Source organism: Streptomyces viridosporus T7A, assembly GCF_008704515.1.
GTDB classification, from domain to species: Bacteria; Actinomycetota; Actinomycetes; order Streptomycetales; family Streptomycetaceae; genus Streptomyces; species Streptomyces viridosporus.
This window is the reverse complement of record NZ_CP023700.1, coordinates 2,416,480-2,433,715: the sequence shown is the minus strand read 5'-3', so window position 1 is coordinate 2,433,715 and position 17,236 is coordinate 2,416,480. Positions and strand designations below refer to the sequence as shown.

The 17,236-nt window shown below is 71.6% G+C and carries 14 protein-coding genes; 7 read left to right on the top strand and 7 right to left on the bottom strand.

Annotated elements, in window-relative coordinates; genetic code table 11:
* Positions 1–21: 21 nt before the first annotated feature.
* From CP969_RS11435 to CP969_RS11420, 4 genes are all read left to right on the top strand, one after another.
* On the top strand, positions 22–966 hold the full coding sequence (locus tag CP969_RS11435; RefSeq protein WP_004989261.1) for an RluA family pseudouridine synthase: 945 nt from the start codon (positions 22–24) through the stop codon (positions 964–966).
* The gene (locus CP969_RS11430; RefSeq protein ID WP_016826689.1) at positions 963–1,430 is read left to right on the top strand and encodes a GNAT family N-acetyltransferase; all 468 of its coding nucleotides are present in this window, start codon (positions 963–965) and stop codon (positions 1,428–1,430) included. The genes CP969_RS11435 and CP969_RS11430 overlap by 4 nt, the downstream gene beginning before the upstream one ends.
* An 88-nt stretch (positions 1,431–1,518) precedes the next feature.
* Complete coding sequence (locus CP969_RS11425) at positions 1,519–3,105, top strand: Na+/H+ antiporter (RefSeq protein WP_004989266.1); 1,587 nt, start codon at positions 1,519–1,521, stop codon at positions 3,103–3,105.
* A gap of 50 nt (positions 3,106–3,155) precedes the next feature.
* Positions 3,156–3,896 carry an SDR family NAD(P)-dependent oxidoreductase gene (locus CP969_RS11420; RefSeq protein WP_004989269.1) on the top strand — a complete coding sequence of 247 codons (741 nt, stop codon included), beginning with the start codon at positions 3,156–3,158 and terminating at the stop codon, positions 3,894–3,896.
* Positions 3,897–3,903: 7 nt separating this feature from the next.
* Here the strand turns inward: CP969_RS11420 and CP969_RS11415 are convergent, their stop codons facing one another.
* A complete protein-coding gene (locus tag CP969_RS11415) occupies positions 3,904–5,019 on the bottom strand; it encodes a mechanosensitive ion channel family protein (protein ID WP_004989271.1) in 1,116 nt (371 codons plus the stop codon).
* 108 nt (positions 5,020–5,127) lie between these two features.
* Between CP969_RS11415 and CP969_RS11410 the strand changes: the two genes are divergently transcribed.
* Positions 5,128–5,703, top strand: coding sequence for a dienelactone hydrolase family protein (locus CP969_RS11410; RefSeq protein ID WP_004989272.1), 576 nt, complete (start codon positions 5,128–5,130; stop codon positions 5,701–5,703).
* A gap of 63 nt (positions 5,704–5,766) precedes the next feature.
* On the opposite strand, the gene CP969_RS11405 is transcribed toward CP969_RS11410, so the two are convergent.
* The 5 genes from CP969_RS11405 to CP969_RS11385 form a co-directional block, all read right to left on the bottom strand.
* Positions 5,767–6,591: an SAM-dependent methyltransferase gene (locus tag CP969_RS11405; protein WP_004989273.1), complete on the bottom strand. Its 825-nt coding sequence runs from the start codon at positions 6,589–6,591 to the stop codon at positions 5,767–5,769.
* 231 nt (positions 6,592–6,822) lie between these two features.
* Positions 6,823–8,505, bottom strand: a complete 1,683-nt coding sequence (locus tag CP969_RS11400; RefSeq protein ID WP_016826693.1) for an alkaline phosphatase D family protein — start codon at positions 8,503–8,505, stop codon at positions 6,823–6,825.
* Between the two features lie 90 nt (positions 8,506–8,595).
* On the bottom strand, positions 8,596–9,408 hold the full coding sequence (locus CP969_RS11395; RefSeq protein ID WP_026085265.1) for a DsbA family protein: 813 nt from the start codon (positions 9,406–9,408) through the stop codon (positions 8,596–8,598).
* A gap of 102 nt (positions 9,409–9,510) precedes the next feature.
* A complete protein-coding gene (locus tag CP969_RS11390) occupies positions 9,511–10,221 on the bottom strand; it encodes a hypothetical protein (protein ID WP_004989283.1) in 711 nt (236 codons plus the stop codon).
* Positions 10,222–10,288: 67 nt separating this feature from the next.
* Positions 10,289–11,638, bottom strand: coding sequence for a DUF2252 domain-containing protein (locus CP969_RS11385; RefSeq protein ID WP_004989284.1), 1,350 nt, complete (start codon positions 11,636–11,638; stop codon positions 10,289–10,291).
* A 207-nt stretch (positions 11,639–11,845) separates the two neighbouring features.
* On the opposite strand from CP969_RS11385, the gene dnaE reads away from it, so the two are divergent.
* Positions 11,846–15,385 (top strand): DNA polymerase III subunit alpha, encoded by a 3,540-nt coding sequence (gene dnaE, locus CP969_RS11380; RefSeq protein ID WP_004989286.1) that lies wholly within the window; start codon positions 11,846–11,848, stop codon positions 15,383–15,385.
* A gap of 132 nt (positions 15,386–15,517) precedes the next feature.
* On the opposite strand, the gene CP969_RS33195 is transcribed toward dnaE, so the two are convergent.
* On the bottom strand, positions 15,518–15,685 hold the full coding sequence (locus CP969_RS33195) for a hypothetical protein (RefSeq protein ID WP_016826695.1): 168 nt from the start codon (positions 15,683–15,685) through the stop codon (positions 15,518–15,520).
* A gap of 222 nt (positions 15,686–15,907) precedes the next feature.
* Between CP969_RS33195 and CP969_RS11375 the strand changes: the two genes are divergently transcribed.
* Positions 15,908–17,119 carry an NYN domain-containing protein gene (locus CP969_RS11375; protein WP_004989290.1) on the top strand — a complete coding sequence of 404 codons (1,212 nt, stop codon included), beginning with the start codon at positions 15,908–15,910 and terminating at the stop codon, positions 17,117–17,119.
* Positions 17,120–17,236: the final 117 nt, after the last annotated feature.

The following is a 17,236-nucleotide window of genomic DNA, read 5'->3' as shown; positions in this document are numbered from 1 at the left end:
CCCGTCCGGCATACTCGACGGGTGAGCACGATTCCCGAGATCCGTACCCTGCCCGTGCCCGACGGCCTGGAGGGCGAGCGCGTCGACGCCGCCATCTCCCGCATGTTCGGCTTCTCCCGCACCAAGGCGGCCGAACTCGCCGCCGCGGGGAAGGTCACGGTCGACGGGTCGGTGGTCGGCAAGTCGGAGCGGGTGAGCGGCGGCGCCTGGCTCGAGGTCGAGATGCCGCAGGCACCCGCGCCGGTGCAGGTCGTCGCCGAGCCGGTCGAGGGCATGGAGATCGTGCACGACGACGACGACGTGGTCGTGATCGTCAAGCCGGTCGGGGTCGCCGCCCACCCCTCGCCGGGCTGGACCGGCCCGACCGTGATCGGCGGTCTCGCCGCCGCCGGGTACCGCATCTCGACCTCCGGCGCCGCCGAGCGCCAGGGCATCGTGCACCGCCTCGACGTCGGCACCTCCGGTCTGATGGTGGTCGCCAAGTCCGAGTACGCGTACACGTCGCTGAAGCGCCAGTTCAAGGAGCGCACGGTCGACAAGCGCTACCACACGCTCGTCCAGGGCCACCCCGACCCCACCAGCGGCACCATCGACGCCCCCATCGGCCGGCACCCGCACCACGACTACAAGTGGGCGGTCACCGCAGAGGGCAAGCCGTCCGTCACGCACTACGACCTCATCGAGGCCTTCCGCGCCGCCTCCCTCCTCGACGTCAAGCTGGAGACCGGCCGCACCCACCAGATCCGCGTCCACATGGCCGCCCACCGGCACCCCTGCGTCGGCGACCTGACCTACGGCGCCGACCCCACGCTCGCCAAGCGGCTCCGCCTCACCCGCCAGTGGCTGCACGCGGTGCGCCTCGGCTTCGAGCACCCCGGGGACGGCCGGTGGGCGGAGTACTCCAGCGACTACCCGGAGGACCTGCAGAAGGCACTGGACCAGGTCCGGGAGGAGACGTACGCATGAGCTCCTCCTACGTGGTCGGGGAAGCGGTGGAGCCCGCCGACCGGGAGGCGTGCTTCGCGGTGCGCAAGGAGGTCTTCGTCGCCGAGCAGGGCGTCCCCGAGGACATCGAGTACGACGCGTACGACGCCGGCGCCGTGCACGTGCTGGCGGTCCGGGAGGACGGCGTACCGCTCGGCACCGGGCGGCTGCTGCACGGCGAGGCCGCCGCGGCGAAGAACGGCGGCGACCCGCAGGTCGGCTCCCTCGGGCGGCTCGCGGTGACCCGGGAGGCACGCGGGCTCGGGGTCGGGGCGGCCCTGGTGCGGGCCGTCGAGGAAGCGGCACGCGCGCGCGGCCTCACCGCCGTCGACCTGCACGCGCAGACCCACGCCCTGGGTTTCTACGAACGATTGGGGTACGAGGCGTACGGGCCCGAGTTCCCGGACGCGGGGATACCGCACCGGGCCATGCGGCGCGTGCTGTAACCGGGGTCCGCCAACGGCCCGGTGGGGGCGGCGGCATGGCAGGCTGGAGGCCCGCCGACCGATCGTCGACCCCCCAGGAGCACCGACCGTGGATCAGTTGGCCCTGCTGTTCGTCCTGTTGCTCGGGGCGGTGGTGAGCGTTGCCGTCGGGGAGCGGCTGGGGCTGCCGGCGCCGGTGCTCATGACGGTCCTCGGGATCGTCCTGGCGCTGCTGGAGTTCGTCCCGAACGTCGACGTCCCGCCGGAACTGATCCTGCCGCTGCTGCTGCCGCCCCTGCTCTACGCCGCCGTGCGCCGGACGTCCTGGCGCCAGTTCGCGGCGAACATCAGACCGATCCTCCTGCTGGCCGTGGCGCTGGTCTTCGTCACCACCCTGTGCGTGGCCGTCGTCGCCCACGCGATCGTGCCGGGGCTGCCGCTGGCCGCCGCCGTCGCCCTCGGTGCCCTGGTCGCGCCGCCCGACCCGGTCGCGGCGACCGCCGTCGCCGGGAAGCTGGGGCTGCCGCGCCGGCTGGTGTCGATCCTGGAGGGCGAGGGGCTGTTCAACGACGTGACGGCCATCGTCCTGTACCACGTGGCGATCGCCGCCGCCGTGAGCGGCACCTTCTCGCCCTGGCGGGCCGGGCTGGACCTGGTGCTGTCGGCCGTGGTGGCGGTCGCGGTCGGGCTCGCGCTCGGCTGGGGCACCAACAAGCTGATGGGCCTGCTCGGCGACCCGACCCTGCAGGTCGCCCTGACCCTGCTGGTGCCGTTCGCCTCCTACGTCCTGGCCGAGGAACTGCACGGTTCGGGGGTGCTCGGGGTGCTCACCACCGCGCTGTTCCTCGTGGAGTACGCCACCGACGCCGACGACGTCACGGCCCGGCTCGCCGGGCACACCTTCTGGGACATCGTGGACACGCTCGTCACCGGCGTCGCGTTCGGGCTGGTCGGTCTCGAACTGCACAACGCGGTCGAGACCGCGGCCGGCCACTGGGGCGAGCTGCTCACCTGGGCGGCGGCGGTCGTGGGCGTGGTCGTCCTCGTCCGGCTGGCGTGGCTGCTGCCCGCGACCTGGCTGACGCAGCGGCTGCACACCGCGCGGGACGTCGGCGAGGAGATCCCGGTGAGCTGGCGCGAGACCGTGGTGATGTGGTGGTCGGGGATGCGCGGGGTGGCCTCCGTCGCCCTGGCCCTCGCCATCCCGCTGGAGACCGACGCCGGGGGCGACTTCCCCGCCCGGGGCGAGATCGTTTTCATCGCGTTCGGCGTGGTGCTGGCGACACTGCTGGTGCAGGGGCTGACCCTGCCGTGGCTGGTGGGCCGGCTGGGGGTGCGGGGCGACATCGGGCGCGAGAAGGAGTTCGAGCGGCAGCTGGCGGTGCGGGCGGCGAAGGCGGCGAAGCGCCGGCTGCGGGAGATCGAGGAGGTCGAGGACCTGCCGGAGGAGCTGTCCGAGCAGATGCTGCGGAGGTCGTTCGACATCGGGGTGCGGATCAGCCCGGAGATGGCGGAGGACGAGCGGCGGGAGGCGTACCGGCAGCGGGCACGGCGGTTGAAGCGGGTGCGGCGGATCGAGGGGGAGATGCTGAGCGCCGCGCGGCACGAGGTGCTGGCGGCGCGCAGCGAGACGGGGGCGGATCCGGAGGTGGTGGACCGGGTGCTGCGGCACCTGGACGTGCGGAGTCTGCGGTGAGCGCCGTGGAGTTGCCGCCGTCGGCGGCCTTCTGTCCGTAGGGTCGGGGCATGACTCGGAACGTTGTGATCAGTGGGGGCGGTACGGGCATCGGGCTGGCCACCGCGCGTGTCTTCGCCGCCGACGGGGACCGGGTGCTGCTGCTCGGGCGGCGCGGGGACGTGCTGGAGCGGGCCGCGGTGCCGGGGGCGCTGACGTACGCCGCCGATCTGGCCGACCCGGAGGCCGTGCGGGGCGTGGCTGGCTTCGTGGGACGGGAGTTCGGCGCCGTGGACGTCCTCGTCCACAGCGCCGGGGGCAACGGGCTCCTCGAGCCCCCGGTCGGCGGCGACGATCCGCTCGACGCCGTCGCCCGCCACTGGACGGTCAACTTCCGGCTCAATCTGCTGACCGCCGTCCTGCTCACCGAGGCCCTGAGGGACCGGCTCGCCGAACCCGGCGGGCGGGTGCTGTTCCTCAGCTCCATCGCCGCGTACCGGGGGTCCGGGCAGGTGGCGTACGCGGCGGCCAAGGCGGGGCTGCACCCGTACGCCCACGACCTCGCCCGGCGACTGGGCCCGCACGGCATCACCGTGAACGTGGTCGCGCCCGGCTACATCGAGGACACCGCCTTCTTCGGCGACGGCATCGACGAGGAGCGGCGGGCCCGGCTGATCGCCGAGACGTCCGACAAGCGGGCCGGGACGCCCGGGGACGTCGCCGCGACCCTGCACTGGCTCGCCTCCCCGGGCGCCGCGCACATCACCTCGCAGATCATCCAGGTCAACGGCGGTGCCGAGCGCGGCCACTGACGGGCGCTCAGCGCTCCCTGGGGTGGGTGTGCACCCTGCGGGCCGACGGTATGCCGTCGGGAATGCGGTGGCCGTCGAGGTGCGGCGGCAGGATCGCGTCCGCCGTGGTGACCCGGGGCAGGGCGTACGGGTGCTCCTCGGCCAGCCAGCGGATCATCTGCTCGCGGACCACGACCCGTACCGTCCATATGTCGTCCGCGTCCTTGGCGGTGACCAGGGCCCGCACCTCCATGGTGCTGGGCGTGGTGTCCGTCACGGCCAGGTTGTGGGCGCGGCCGTCCCAGGCCGGGCACTCCCGCAGGATGTCGCGGAGCCGGTCGCGCATCGCCTCCAGCGGGGCCGAGTGGTCGAGGTGCCAGAAGACGACACCGGTCATCTGCGGCGTGCCGCGCGACCAGTTCTCGAACGGCTTGGAGGTGAAGTACGACACCGGCATGGTGATCCGGCGCTCGTCCCAGGTGCGGACCGTCAGGAAGGTCAGCGTGATCTCCTCGACCGTGCCCCACTCACCGTTCACCACGACCGTGTCCCCGATGCGCACCATGTCGCCGAAGGCGATCTGCAGCCCGGCGAACATGTTGCCCAGCGTGGACTGGGCGGCGACACCGGCGACGATGCCGAGGATGCCGGCCGAGGCCAGCAGCGAGGCGCCGGCCGCCCGCATCGCCGGGAAGGTCAGCAGCATCGAGGCCGCCGCCACCACCGTGACGATCGCCGACACCACCCGCCGGATCAGCGTCACCTGGGTGCGTACCCGGCGGACCCGCGCCGGATCGCGGTGGTAGCGGGCGTTGGCGTACCGCGTGTAGGTGGTCTCGACGATCGCCGCCGCGATCCGGATCACCAGCCAGGCGGCCGACCCGATCAGCACCAGGGACAGCGTCCGGCCGATGCCGACCCGGTGGTCCGGGAACACCTGGGCCTCGACGTACGACCCTCTCAGCAGGGCCGCGCAGAGCACCAGTTGGTACGGGACGCGGGCGCGGCGGAGCAGCCCCCACAACGGCGTGTCGTGGTGGCGTTCGTCGGCCTTGCGCAGCAGCAGGTCGGTCGCCCAGCCGAGCAGCAGCGTGAGCACGACCGAGCCGCCGACCACGATCAGTGGGCGGAGCACGTCATCCATGCCTCCGAACCTAACCGGCCCCGGGCGGGCACGAACATGTGACTTCCGCGCGCTCGTGGGTACTGCCGCGATCCGGCGCGGTCACACCGGGCTGGCACCATGGGCCCCATGAACATCATGCTCTTTCACTCGACCTACGGGCTCGGACCCGCGGTGCACCGGGCCGCCGACCGGCTGCGCGCGGCCGGACACGAGGTGTTCACGCCCGACCTCTTCGAGGGCCGCACGTTCACCACGGTCGAGGAGGGCATGGCGTACCGGGAGGAGACCGGCAAGGAGGAGCTGCTGAGGCGGGCCGTGCTGGCCGCCGCGCCCTACTCGGAACGGGGGCTGGTGTACGCCGGGTTCTCCTTCGGCGCCTCCGTCGCCCAGACGCTGGCCCTCGGCGACGGCCACGCGCGCGGGCTGCTGCTCCTGCACGGCACGTCCGACATCGCGGCGAACGCCTCGGTGGACGACCTGCCGGTGCAACTGCACGTCGCCGAGCCCGACCCGTTCGAGACCGACGACTGGCTGAGCGCCTGGTACCTGCAGATGCGCCGGGCGGGAGCCGACGTCGAGGTGTACCGGTACGCCGGGGCCGGCCACCTCTACACCGACCCCGACCTGCCGGACTGGGACGAGGAGGCCGCCGAGGCCACCTGGCGGGTGGCACTCGGCTTCCTCGAGTCGCTGGAGGGCTGATCCCGGCGGGGGCGGCCGGGCGGAAGCCGGGGAGGAGGGGCCGGTGGGGAACCGCCGGCCGGGCTACGCCTTGCGGCCCACCCCGCAGTAGGCGTCCACGGCCGCGAGGTCCTTGTCCGGCTCCCCGCCCTCCGGCCGCCACTCGGGCACCCGCACGACGCCGGGCTCCACCAGCTCCAGCCCCTCGAAGAACCCGGCGATCTCCTCGACGCCGCGCACGTGGTACGGCACCGCGCCGCTCGAGTTGTACGCCTTTGACGCCGCGACCATGCCCTCGCTGGTGGCCGTGCTGTCGCTGATCACCAGGTGGCTGCCCGGGGGGAGCCCCGCCATGAGCCGGCGCACCAGGCCGCGGGCCTCCTCGTAGTCGGCGACGTGGCCGAGCGTGTTGAGGATCATCAGGGCGACCGGCCGGGAGAGGTCGAGCGTCTCGGCGGCGGCCCGCAGCACGGCCTCGGGGTCGTACAGGTCGGCGTCCAGATACGCGGTCCTGCCCTCCGGCGTGCTCTTGAGCAGGGCGTGGGCGTGGGTGAGGACTATGGGGTCGTTGTCGACGTACACGATCCGCGCGTCCGGGGCGACGCGCTGGGCCACCTGATGGGTGTTGTCGGCGGTCGGCAACCCGGTCCCGACGTCCAGGAACTGCCGTATCCCCTGCTCGCCGGCGAGGTACCGGACGGCCCGTCCCAGGAACCGCCGGCTGGTGAGCGCGACGTCGGCCAGGCCGGGGAAGATCTCCTTGATCTGGTCCCCGATCTCCCGGTCGACCTTGTAGTGGTCCTTGCCGCCGACGAAGTAGTTCCAGAAGCGGGCCGAGTGCGGCTTGGTCGTATCGATCCGGGCACGTGTCCCGGAACCGGTGCGGTCCTGTGTGGTCTCCTGCGACACGGCTGAGCCTCCTGTGGACGGGCGGTGACCAGTGCGCCCAACCTAGGTGAACCGGCCGCGGAACACCCCGGGTCGGCTCCCGCGGCCCCGGCCGACCGTACGTTTTCGGCCACCGGCCCGCCGGTCGTTCCCGGCGAGCGCGGCCTCTCGTCCCCGGCGGGCACGGGCCCCTCGCTCCCGGCGGGCACGGGTCCCTCGGCCGCGCCCGGGCGCGGCCGAGGGACCCCGGCGTCAGACCGGCTGGTAGGCGCGCTCCACCCGCTGCGTGCCGCTGCGCGTGCGGTAGGAACGGGCCCAGGTGGACGTGGCGGCCGGATCCGTGCGGTCGGACAGCACGTAGTAGTCCATCTGCGCCCGCTCGGCGGTGATGTCCAGGACGCCGTAGCCGTGGCGGTCGGTGTCCACCCAGTGGACGTGCCGGTTGGCGGCCCGGATCAGCGGCGCGGCGACCGAGGAGACGCTGCCCTCGGAGACCTTGACGATGTCGTCGAGGTTGTCGGAGGTGACCGAGGTGACCACGAACTCCGTGGCGGCCGAGGGCGACAGCGGGTAGGTGCCGGCGTTGACCGGCACGTCGTTGGCCCACGCCATGTGGATGTCGCCGGTGAGGAAGACCGTGTTGCGGACGGCGTTCGCGCGCAGGTGGGCGAGGAGTTCGCGGCGGTCGTCGGTGTAGCCGTCCCACTGGTCGGTGTTGAGCGCGAGGCCCTCCTGCGGCAGGCCGAGCAGTTTGGCGAGCGGCTTCAGCAGGCTCGCCGGCAGGGAGCCGATGGCGAACGGGGAGATCATCACCGAGGTGCCGACCAGCCGCCAGGTGGTGTCGGACGCCGTCAGTCCCGCCTTCAGCCAGTCCAGTTGGGCGCGGCCGGTGAGCGTGCGGTCCGGGTCGTCGACCTCGCCGTTGCCGAGCGAGACCTGCTGGGAGCGGAAGGAGCGCAGGTCCAGCAGGGAGAGGTCGGCGAGCCGGCCGAAGCGCAGCCGGCGGTAGGTGGTGCCGGCGAGCGCCGGGCGCACCGGCATCCACTCGAAGTAGGCCTGCTTGGCGGCGGCCTGGCGCGCGGCCCAGGTGCCCTCGGCGCCCTCGGTGTGGTTCTCGGCGCCGCCCGACCAGGTGTCGTTGGCGATCTCGTGGTCGTCCCAGATCGCGATGACCGGCGCCCGGTGGTGCAGGGCCTGCAGGTCGGGGTCGGTCTTGTACGTCGCGTGCCGCAGGCGGTAGTCGGCGAGGGTGACGGTCTCGTGGGCGGGCGCGTGCGGGCGCACCGTCCTGCCGCGGGTGCCGTACTCGCCGGTGCCGTACTCGTAGATGTAGTCGCCCAGGTGCAGCCAGGCGTCCAGGTCGCCGCGGGCCGCGAGGTGGCGGTACGCGGAGAAGCGGCCGGCCTCCCAGTTGGAGCAGGAGACCACGCCGAAGCGCAGCCCGGTCACGGCGGCGTCGGCGGCCGGCGCGGTGCGAGTGCGGGCGACGGGGGAGTCGGTGCCACCGGCGGAGAAGCGGAACCAGTAGTCGGTGGCCGGTCGCAGGCCGCGGATGTCCGCCTTGACGGTGTGGTCGAAGGCGGCGGTGGCGAGCGTCGAACCCTGGGCGACGACGTCGGTGAACGCCCTGTCCCGGGCGACGGTCCAGCTCACCTCGGTGTCCGGGCCGAGCCCGGAGCCGGGTATCGCCTCCGGCGTCGGTGTCACGCGGGTCCACAGCAGGATGCCGTCCGGCAGCGGGTCGCCGGAGGCCACGCCGTGCAGGAAGGCGGGGGCCTGCGTCACTGCCTGGGCGGGCACGGACGCGGCGAGCGGTCCGGCCAGCACCGCGGTGGCGGCGGCCGCCTTGACGACCGTACGGCGGCGCGGGGCGGGGGAGGGGGCGTCCGCGAGGACGGGGGCGGTGCTCTCGGATGATCTGTGTCGACTGGTCACAGCCGATCAGGTTACTGACAGGTACACGCGAGAGCGGGCGAACTCGCAAAAGTTCGCCCGCTCTTCGACGTGTGGTCGGCCGACCGGTGCTCAGGCCTTGAGGGCCTTGTCGATCGCCGTGTTGAACTCGTCCACCGTCATGGGGGTGCTCTGGCCGTCGGAGCCGGTGATCTTCTTGCCGTCCATCATCAGGGTCGGCGTGCCGTTCACGTCGCTCTCGTCGAAGGTCTTGGACATCTCCAGCGCCCACCGGTCGTAGGTGCCGTCCTCGACGGCCGTCCGGAACTGCTTGTTGTCCTTCAGGGCGTCGACCGAGTTCGCGATCTTGATCAGGTACGAGTCGTCCTTGAACTTGTCCTCGCTCTCCTGGGGGTGGTACTCGGCCGAGTAGAGCGCGGACTTGTAGGCGAGGAACGCCTCGGGGCTGACGTTCAGCGCGGCGCCCAGGGCGCTCAGGGCGTTCTTGGAGCCCTCGCCGGTCAGGTTGCGGTCGAGGAACGAGGCGCCGATGAAGCGGATCTTGTACTTGCCGTCCTCGACGTCCTTGTCGATCGTCTTGCCGACGCTCTGCTCGAACGTGGCGCAGATCGGGCAGCGCGGGTCCTCGTACAGCTCCAGGGTCTTCTTCGCGTCGGGCTTGCCGATGACGACGGTCGTGCCGTTCTTGCCGCTGCTGTTGGCCGGCTTGACGAGCTCGGCGTCCTGCGCGGCCTCCCAGTGGTCGGGCTGGTTGGCCTGGACGACGGCGTAGCCGATGCCGCCGGCTATCGCCAGGACGCCGACGAGGGAACAGGCGACGACGACCTGCCGCTTGACCTTGTCCTTCTTGGCCTGGCGCTCGCGCTCCGCGCGCAGGCGCTCCCGGGCCGCCGTCTTCGCCGCCTGGCTGTTCCGCTTGCTCATGGTGATGTTCTCCACGGGGGGACGCACACGGTCGTGTGCGGGATGCGTATGGGGGGACTGCTCGTGTTCGGGGTGCCGCCGGTACCGGGGCGGGGGAGCGCCTCAGACGAGGGCGGTGGAGCACGGCGGTCCGCGCCGTCCCAGGGAGTGCACGAGGATCCGGGTCCGGGCCGTGACGGTCCCGAGGACCGGGAGGAGGGGCCGGTGGACCTCCGGGGTCCGGCGGCCCGTCACCGCCGCGACCGCGAACAGCAGCGGTCGGACCGCCGTCGAGGCGGTGGCCGCCACCGCGGCGAGCAGCCGGGCCAGCGCCTGCTCGCCGCGGCGCAGCCAGGCGGCGGCGAACAGGCCGACGCCGATGTGCGCGCCGAGCAGCAGCCAGGAGGTGGCCGGGTCGGCCTGGGCGAGCAGGACCGCCAGCCGGTCGCCGCCCTCGGCGGCGGTGCCGGTCACCCGGGCGAGCGGTGCGCCGACGCTGGTGCCGTCACCGCACAGCACGTCGAAGCCGACGGAGCGCAGCGGGCCCGCCACGGGCCCGCCCATCCGGCCGTAGCAGACGTGCTGGCCGGCGGTGAAGACGGTGTCGGCGGCCAGCTCCAGCGGGATCAGCAGAGCGGCGATCCGCCCGAAGGAGCGCTCCCGCCCCGCCAGGGCGTACGCCAGGGCGAACACGGCGGCGGCGATCGCGCTCACCGTGTTCACCGGCAGTGGAGCCCCGGACAGCAGCACGTGCGACGCGACGCTGAGCGTCACGGTCACTGCCGTGAACAGCGCCGCGCGGACGGCTCTGAGCTGGGTTCCGGATATGTCCATGGCGGGGAAAGTCTGTCATGCGTTCCGGTAAGGGGTGCCTAAAGGGTCCCGGTGGGCGTGCGGAGGGTCACAGTCCCGGGATCCTGCCGTTGCGGAACAGGTCCAGGAAGGTCTGGTGGTCGCGGCGCGCGCGTGCGCCGTAGCCGTGCGCGAAGTCGACCAGCAGCGGCGCGAGGCCCTCCTCGTCGGCCGCGATCGCCGCGTCGATGGCCCGCTCGGTGGAGAACGGCACCAGGGACTCGCCGGAGGTGTCGTCCGCCGCCGCGTGCATCGTGGCCGTGGCCCGGCCGAGGTCGGCGACCACCTGGGCGATCTCCTCGGGGTCGTCGAGGTCGCTCCAGTCCAGGTCCACGGCGTACGGCGAGACCTCGGCGACCAGCTGGCCCGCGCCGTCCAGCTCGGTCCAGCCCAGCCACGGGTCGGCGTGCGCCTGGAGGGCGCGCTGGGAGATCACCGTGCGGTGGCCCTCGTGGAGGAAGTAGTCCCGGATCGCCCGGTCGGGGATGTGCCGGGAGACGGCCGGGGTCTGGGCCTGCTTGACGTAGATCACGACATCGTTCTCCAGGGCGTCGCTGTGGCCCTCCAGGAGGATGTTGTACGACGGCAGCCCGGCCGACCCGATGCCGATGCCGCGGCGGCCCACGACGTCCTTCACGCGGTAGGAGTCCGGGCGGGCCAGGGAGGCGTCCGGCAGCGTCTCCAGGTAGCCGTCGAAGGCGGCGAGCACCTTGTAGCGGGTGGCGGCGTCCAGCTCGACCGCGCCGCCGCCGGGGGCGAAGCGGCGCTCGAAGTCGCGGATCTCGGTCATCGAGTCCAGCAGCCCGAACCGGGTCAGCGAGCGGGCGTCGCGCAGCGCGTCCAGCAGCGGTCCCTGGGCGGTGTCCAGCGTGAACGGCGGCACCTCGTCGCTCTTCGCGCCGCCGGCCAGCGCGTGGATGCGCTCGCGGTAGGCGCCCGCGTAGATCCGCACCAGCTCGGTGATCTGCTCGTCGCTGAGCGCCTTCGCGTAGCCGATCAGCGCCATGGAGGCCGCGAAGCGCTTGAGGTCCCAGGTGAAGGGGCCGACGTAGGCCTCGTCGAAGTCGTTGACGTTGAAGACCAGGCGGCCGTTGGAGTCCATGTAGGTGCCGAAGTTCTCCGCGTGCAGATCGCCGTGGATCCACACCCGGGAGGTCCGGTCGTCCAGGTACGGGCCGCTGTACGTCCTCCCACCGCCCCGCCCGGCGTTCTCCGCGTCCAGGTCGTGGTAGAAGAGGCACGCCGTCCCCCGGTAGAACGCGAACGCCGAGGCCGCCATCTTCCGGAACTTCACGCGGAACGCGGCCGGGTCGGCGGCCAGGAGCTCGCCGAAGGCGGTGTCGAGGACGGCGAGGATCTCCTCACCGCGGTGCTCGTCGTCGAGCTGCGGGACCGACATCGCTGGGTGCCTCCTGGTGCGGGACGTCTCGGGGACGGCTGGTCCGTCCCCTGCCTAACGTGTAAGGGAGCACGGGAGTGCCCCGCCCGAAGGTACGTCGGGGCGCCCTCGAAGTGTCAGCGCCGGGGCATAGACTTCGACGCTGTCCACCGGACTGTCCGCAGCCCGTCGCCGATAGTTCTCCTAGTTCTCCTTGGAGGCCGCACCGTGTCGAAGCCGCCGTTCACGCACCTGCACGTCCACACCCAGTACTCGCTGCTGGACGGTGCCGCGCGGCTGAAGGACATGTTCAACGCCTGCAACGAGATGGGCATGACGCACATCGCCATGTCCGACCACGGCAACCTGCACGGAGCGTACGACTTCTTCCACTCCGCGCAGAAGGCCGGAGTCACCCCGATCATCGGGATCGAGGCGTACGTCGCCCCCGAGTCGCGGCGCAACAAGCGCAAGATCCTCTGGGGCCAGCCGCACCAGAAGCGGGACGACGTCTCCGGTTCGGGCGGTTACACGCACAAGACCATGTGGGCGGTGAACAGGACCGGCCTGCACAACCTCTTCCGCCTCTCCTCCGACGCGTACGCCGAGGGCTGGCTGCAGAAGTGGCCCCGGATGGACAAGGAGACCATCGCGCAGTGGTCGGAGGGCATCGTCGCCTCCACCGGCTGCCCCTCGGGCGAGGTGCAGACGCGGCTGCGCCTCGGCCACTTCGACGAGGCCCTCAAGGCGGCCGCCGACTACCAGGACATCTTCGGCAAGGACCGCTACTTCCTGGAGCTGATGGACCACGGCATCGACATCGAGCACCGGGTCCGCGACGGTCTGCTGGAGATCGGCAAGAAGCTCGGCATCCCGCCCCTGGTCACCAACGACTCGCACTACACCTACGCGCACGAGGCGACCGCCCACGACGCGCTGCTGTGCATCCAGACCGGCAAGAACCTCTCCGACCCCGACCGCTTCAAGTTCGACGGCACCGGCTACTACCTCAAGTCCACCGACGAGATGTACGCCATCGACTCCTCGGACGCCTGGCAGGAGGGCTGCGACAACACCCGGCTGATCGCCGAGATGGTCGACACCACCGGCATGTTCGAGAAGCGCGACCTGATGCCGAAGTTCGACATCCCCGAGGGGTACACCGAGGTCAGCTGGTTCCGCGAGGAGACCATGCGCGGCATGCACCGCCGCTTCCCGGACGGCATCCCGGACGACCGCATGAAGCAGGTCGAGTACGAGATGGACACCATCATCTCGATGGGCTTCCCGGGCTACTTCCTCGTGGTCGCCGACTTCATCATGTGGGCCAAGAAGCAGGGCATCGCGGTCGGCCCCGGCCGGGGTTCCGCGGCCGGCTCGATCGTCGCCTACGCCCTCGGCATCACCGACCTCGACCCGATCCCGCACGGCCTGATCTTCGAGCGGTTCCTCAACCCCGAGCGCATCTCGATGCCCGACGTCGACATCGACTTCGACGAGCGCCGGCGCGTCGAGGTGATCCGGTACGTGACGGAGAAGTACGGCGCCGACAAGGTCGCCATGATCGGCACCTACGGCACCATCAAGGCCAAGAACGCGATCAAGGACTCCGCGCGCGTGCTGGGCTACCCGTACGCGATGGGCGACCGCATCACCAAGGCCATGCCCGCCGACGTCCTCGGCAAGGGCATCCCGCTGTCCGGCATCACCGACCCCAGCCACCCGCGGTACTCGGAGGCGGGCGAGGTCCGCTCGATGTACGAGAACGAGCCGGACGTGAAGAAGGTCATCGACACCGCGCGCGGCGTGGAGGGCCTGGTCCGGCAGATGGGCGTGCACGCGGCCGGCGTGATCATGTCCAGCGAGACCATCACCGAGCACGTCCCGGTCTGGGTCAGGCACACCGACGGCGTCACCATCACGCAGTGGGACTACCCGAGCTGCGAGTCGCTCGGCCTGCTGAAGATGGACTTCCTGGGCCTGCGCAACCTGACCATCATGGACGACGCCGTCAAGATGGTGAAGGCCAACAAGGGGATCGACATCGATCTCCTGAGCCTCCCGCTCGACGACCCCACGACCTTCGACCTGCTCCAGCGCGGCGACACCCTCGGCGTGTTCCAGTTCGACGGCGGTCCGATGCGCTCCCTGCTCCGGCTGATGAAGCCGGACAACTTCGAGGACATCTCCGCCGTGTCGGCCCTGTACCGGCCGGGCCCGATGGGCATGAACTCGCACACCAACTACGCCCTGCGCAAGAACGGCCAGCAGGAGATCACGCCCATCCACCCCGAGCTGGAGGAGCCGCTCAAGGAGGTCCTGGACGTCACCTACGGCCTGATCGTCTACCAGGAGCAGGTGCAGAAGGCCGCCCAGATCATCGCCGGCTACTCGCTCGGCGAGGCCGACATCCTCCGCCGCGTGATGGGCAAGAAGAAGCCGGAGGAACTGGAGAAGAACTTCGTCATCTTCCAGGCCGGCGCCCGCAAGAACGGCTACAGCGACGAGGCCATCCAGGCGCTGTGGGACGTGCTGGTGCCCTTCGCCGGCTACGCCTTCAACAAGGCGCACTCGGCCGCGTACGGACTGGTGTCGTACTGGACCGCCTACCTCAAGGCGAACCACCCCGCCGAGTACATGGCGGCGCTGCTCACCTCGGTGAAGGACGACAAGGACAAGTCGGCCGTCTACCTCAACGAGTGCCGCCGCATGGGCATCAGGGTGCTCCCGCCGAACGTCAACGAGTCCGAGGCCAACTTCGCCGCGCAGGGCGACGACGTGATCCTCTTCGGCCTCTCGGCGGTGCGCAACGTCGGCACCAACGTCGTGGAGTCGATCATCAAGTGCCGCAAGGCCAAGGGGAAGTACACGTCCTTCCCGGACTACCTCGACAAGGTCGACGCGGTCGTCTGCAACAAGCGCACCACGGAGTCGCTGATCAAGGCGGGCGCCTTCGACTCCATGGGGCACACCCGCAAGGGCCTCACCGCCCAGTACGAGCCGATGATCGACAACGTGGTCGCGGTGAAGCGCAAGGAGGCCGAGGGGCAGTTCGACCTCTTCGGCGGCATGGGCGAGGAGGAGTCCGGCGAGCCCGGCTTCGGCCTCGACGTCACCTTCACCGACGACGAGTGGGACAAGACCTACCTGCTCGCCCAGGAGCGGGAGATGCTCGGTCTCTACGTCTCCGACCACCCGCTGTTCGGCCTGGAGCACGTGCTGTCCGACAAGGCCGACGCGGGCATCTCCCAGCTCACCGGCGGCGACTTCGGCGACGGCGCGGTGGTCACCATCGGCGGCATCATCTCGGGCCTGCAGCGCAAGATGACCAAGCAGGGCAACGCCTGGGCGATCGCCACGGTGGAGGACCTCGCCGGCTCCATCGAGTGCATGTTCTTCCCGGCGACCTACCAGTTGGTGTCGACGCAACTGGTCGAGGACGCCGTGGTGTTCGTCAAGGGCCGCCTCGACAAGCGGGAGGACGTGCCGCGCCTGGTGGCGATGGAGCTGATGGTCCCCGACCTGTCCACCGCGGGCACCAACGCGCCCGTCGTCCTCACCATCCCGGCGACGCGGGTGACCCCGCCGATGGTCAGCCGGCTCGGCGAGATCCTCACCCACCACAAGGGCGACAGCGAGGTCCGCATCAAACTGCAGGGGCCGACGAAGACGACGGTGCTGCGCCTGGACCGGCACCGGGTCAAGCCGGACCCGGCCCTCTTCGGCGACCTGAAGGTCCTGCTCGGACCCTCCTGCCTGGCGGGCTGAGCGAGCGGTCCCGTCCGGCGGACCGAGCGAGCGGCCCCGCGTACCGGACGCGTGTGAGGGGCGCACCCGATGGCGACGGCGGGTGCGCCCCTCTTCATCTGTGCCTGGATCTCAACGATCCTTTAGGGAATGTCAGTTGTGACCGAAGCGCTTCTGCCGGTTCTTGCCCCGGCCGACCTCGCCGGGCGTGGCCTCCGTGGTGCGCTGCTCGTCCGGCGTCTCCATCGCGGCCGGCTGCGACGCCCGTCGGGCGCGCTCGGCCTGCGGCTGCTTCCGGTCGCGGTTCTTGTTCTTGGCCATGGTGATGCCTCCTGTGGGGGATCTAGGGGCCAGGGCCGCAACCAGATTCACATAGCCCGACAACGAACGCATGCCGGACAATTACCGTGTGTGACCGGGATGGTCGGAGAAGGAAGTGGGGAAACGCCACGCCGAAGATCGAGTTCGGGCCGTTAACCCCGGCGTGGTCGGGCAGACTCGAAGCAAGCCCGAAGCAAACCTCCCGGAAAGAGGGTGGATCGCGTGGACCGCTGCATCGTCCTGGTGGACGCCGGGTATCTGCTGGGGGCCGCCGCCAGTCTCCTCGCCGGGGAGCCTTCGCGGTCCCGCATCACCGTCGATCACGCGGCCCTCATCCAAGGGTTGCGCGAACGCGCCGAGTCCGACACGCGGCAGCCCCTGTTGCGCATCTACTGGTTCGACGGCGCCCCCGACCGCGTCCCGCAGCCCGAGCACCGCAGACTGCGCGTGATGCCCCGGGTCACCGTCCGGCTCGGGGCGCTGACCCGCAGTGACGGCCGCTGGGCGCAGAAGGGCGTCGACGCCGCGATGCACGCCGAACTCACCGAGCTGGCCCGCAACCGGGCCTGCTCCGACATCGTCCTGGTCACCGGTGACGGTGATTTGCTGCCCGGCATGATGGCCGCCAAGGAGCACGGCGTCGCCGTCCACCTGTGGGCCGTGCAGGCCGCCGACGGCGACTACAACCAGTCCGAGGACCTGGTCGCCGAGGCCGACGAGCGCCGGGTGCTGGACCGCGCGTGGATCACCCAGGCGGTCCGGGCCAAGGAGGTCACCGGGGTGTGCGCCCCGCCGCCCGTGCCGCGGCCCGAGATCGCCGCGATCCTCTCCGCCCCGCTGCCGGACTCCGCGCTCGCCGCGACGGCCGAGCGGACCGCGCAGGAGCCGCAGCACCCGGCCGCCACCGCGCAGAACGGCAGCGTGGAGCGGACGCCCGCGGTCAAGGGCGTGCCCACCCCCAAGGACCTGGCCGCCCTGCGCGGCCCCGGCGCCCAGCCCCCTCAGCAGCCGGCCTCGGCCACCCTGCGCTGGTCCTCCGACAAGGGCTGGGTCGACCGGCCCGTCGCCGAATCCCCCGAGGCCGCCTCCATGCCGACGCTCGCCCAGCTGACCACGGCCGAGCAGCGGTGGGCCGACCGCGAGGAGGACATCACCACCGTCGGCGGCGACCCCTTCGAGGTGGGGCAGGTCTTCGCCCGCCGCTGGGTGGAGCGGCTCGGCGACCAGAGCCACCTGCAGCGGCTGTCCGTCATGTACCCCCGCATCCCGCACCGCGTCGACGGCGAGCTGCTGCGCTACGCGGCCCGCTTCGGGCTCCTCGCCCACAAGGACGACCAGATCGACGAACGCGACCGCTACGCCATCCGGGCGGGCTTCTGGCGGGAGATCGACGTGCGCACGGGCACGGAACGGGGGACGGCCGCCGGGGAGTGAGCGGCGCCGGCCGACCCGGTCGCGGGTCCCGCGAGCCCGGCGCGATCCGGACGGCGGGGCCCGGACGGCGGGGCCCGGCCGCCGAGCGCGTCCGGAGGGGTTCGGCTCGTGGCGGGG

What these genes read in the sequence shown, in the direction of transcription:
- CP969_RS11430 (WP_016826689.1), top strand. Translation starts at nt 963, where the DNA reads ATGAGCTCCTCCTACGTGGTCGGGGAAGCGGTGGAGCCCGCCGACCGG.
- CP969_RS11420 (WP_004989269.1), top strand. Translation starts at nt 3,156, where the DNA reads ATGACTCGGAACGTTGTGATCAGTGGGGGCGGTACGGGCATCGGGCTG.
- CP969_RS11415 (WP_004989271.1), bottom strand. Translation starts at nt 5,019, where the DNA reads ATGGATGACGTGCTCCGCCCACTGATCGTGGTCGGCGGCTCGGTCGTG.
- CP969_RS11410 (WP_004989272.1), top strand. Translation starts at nt 5,128, where the DNA reads ATGAACATCATGCTCTTTCACTCGACCTACGGGCTCGGACCCGCGGTG.
- CP969_RS11395 (WP_026085265.1), bottom strand. Translation starts at nt 9,408, where the DNA reads ATGAGCAAGCGGAACAGCCAGGCGGCGAAGACGGCGGCCCGGGAGCGC.
- CP969_RS11390 (WP_004989283.1), bottom strand. Translation starts at nt 10,221, where the DNA reads ATGGACATATCCGGAACCCAGCTCAGAGCCGTCCGCGCGGCGCTGTTC.
- CP969_RS11385 (WP_004989284.1), bottom strand. Translation starts at nt 11,638, where the DNA reads ATGTCGGTCCCGCAGCTCGACGACGAGCACCGCGGTGAGGAGATCCTC.
- CP969_RS33195 (WP_016826695.1), bottom strand. Translation starts at nt 15,685, where the DNA reads ATGGCCAAGAACAAGAACCGCGACCGGAAGCAGCCGCAGGCCGAGCGC.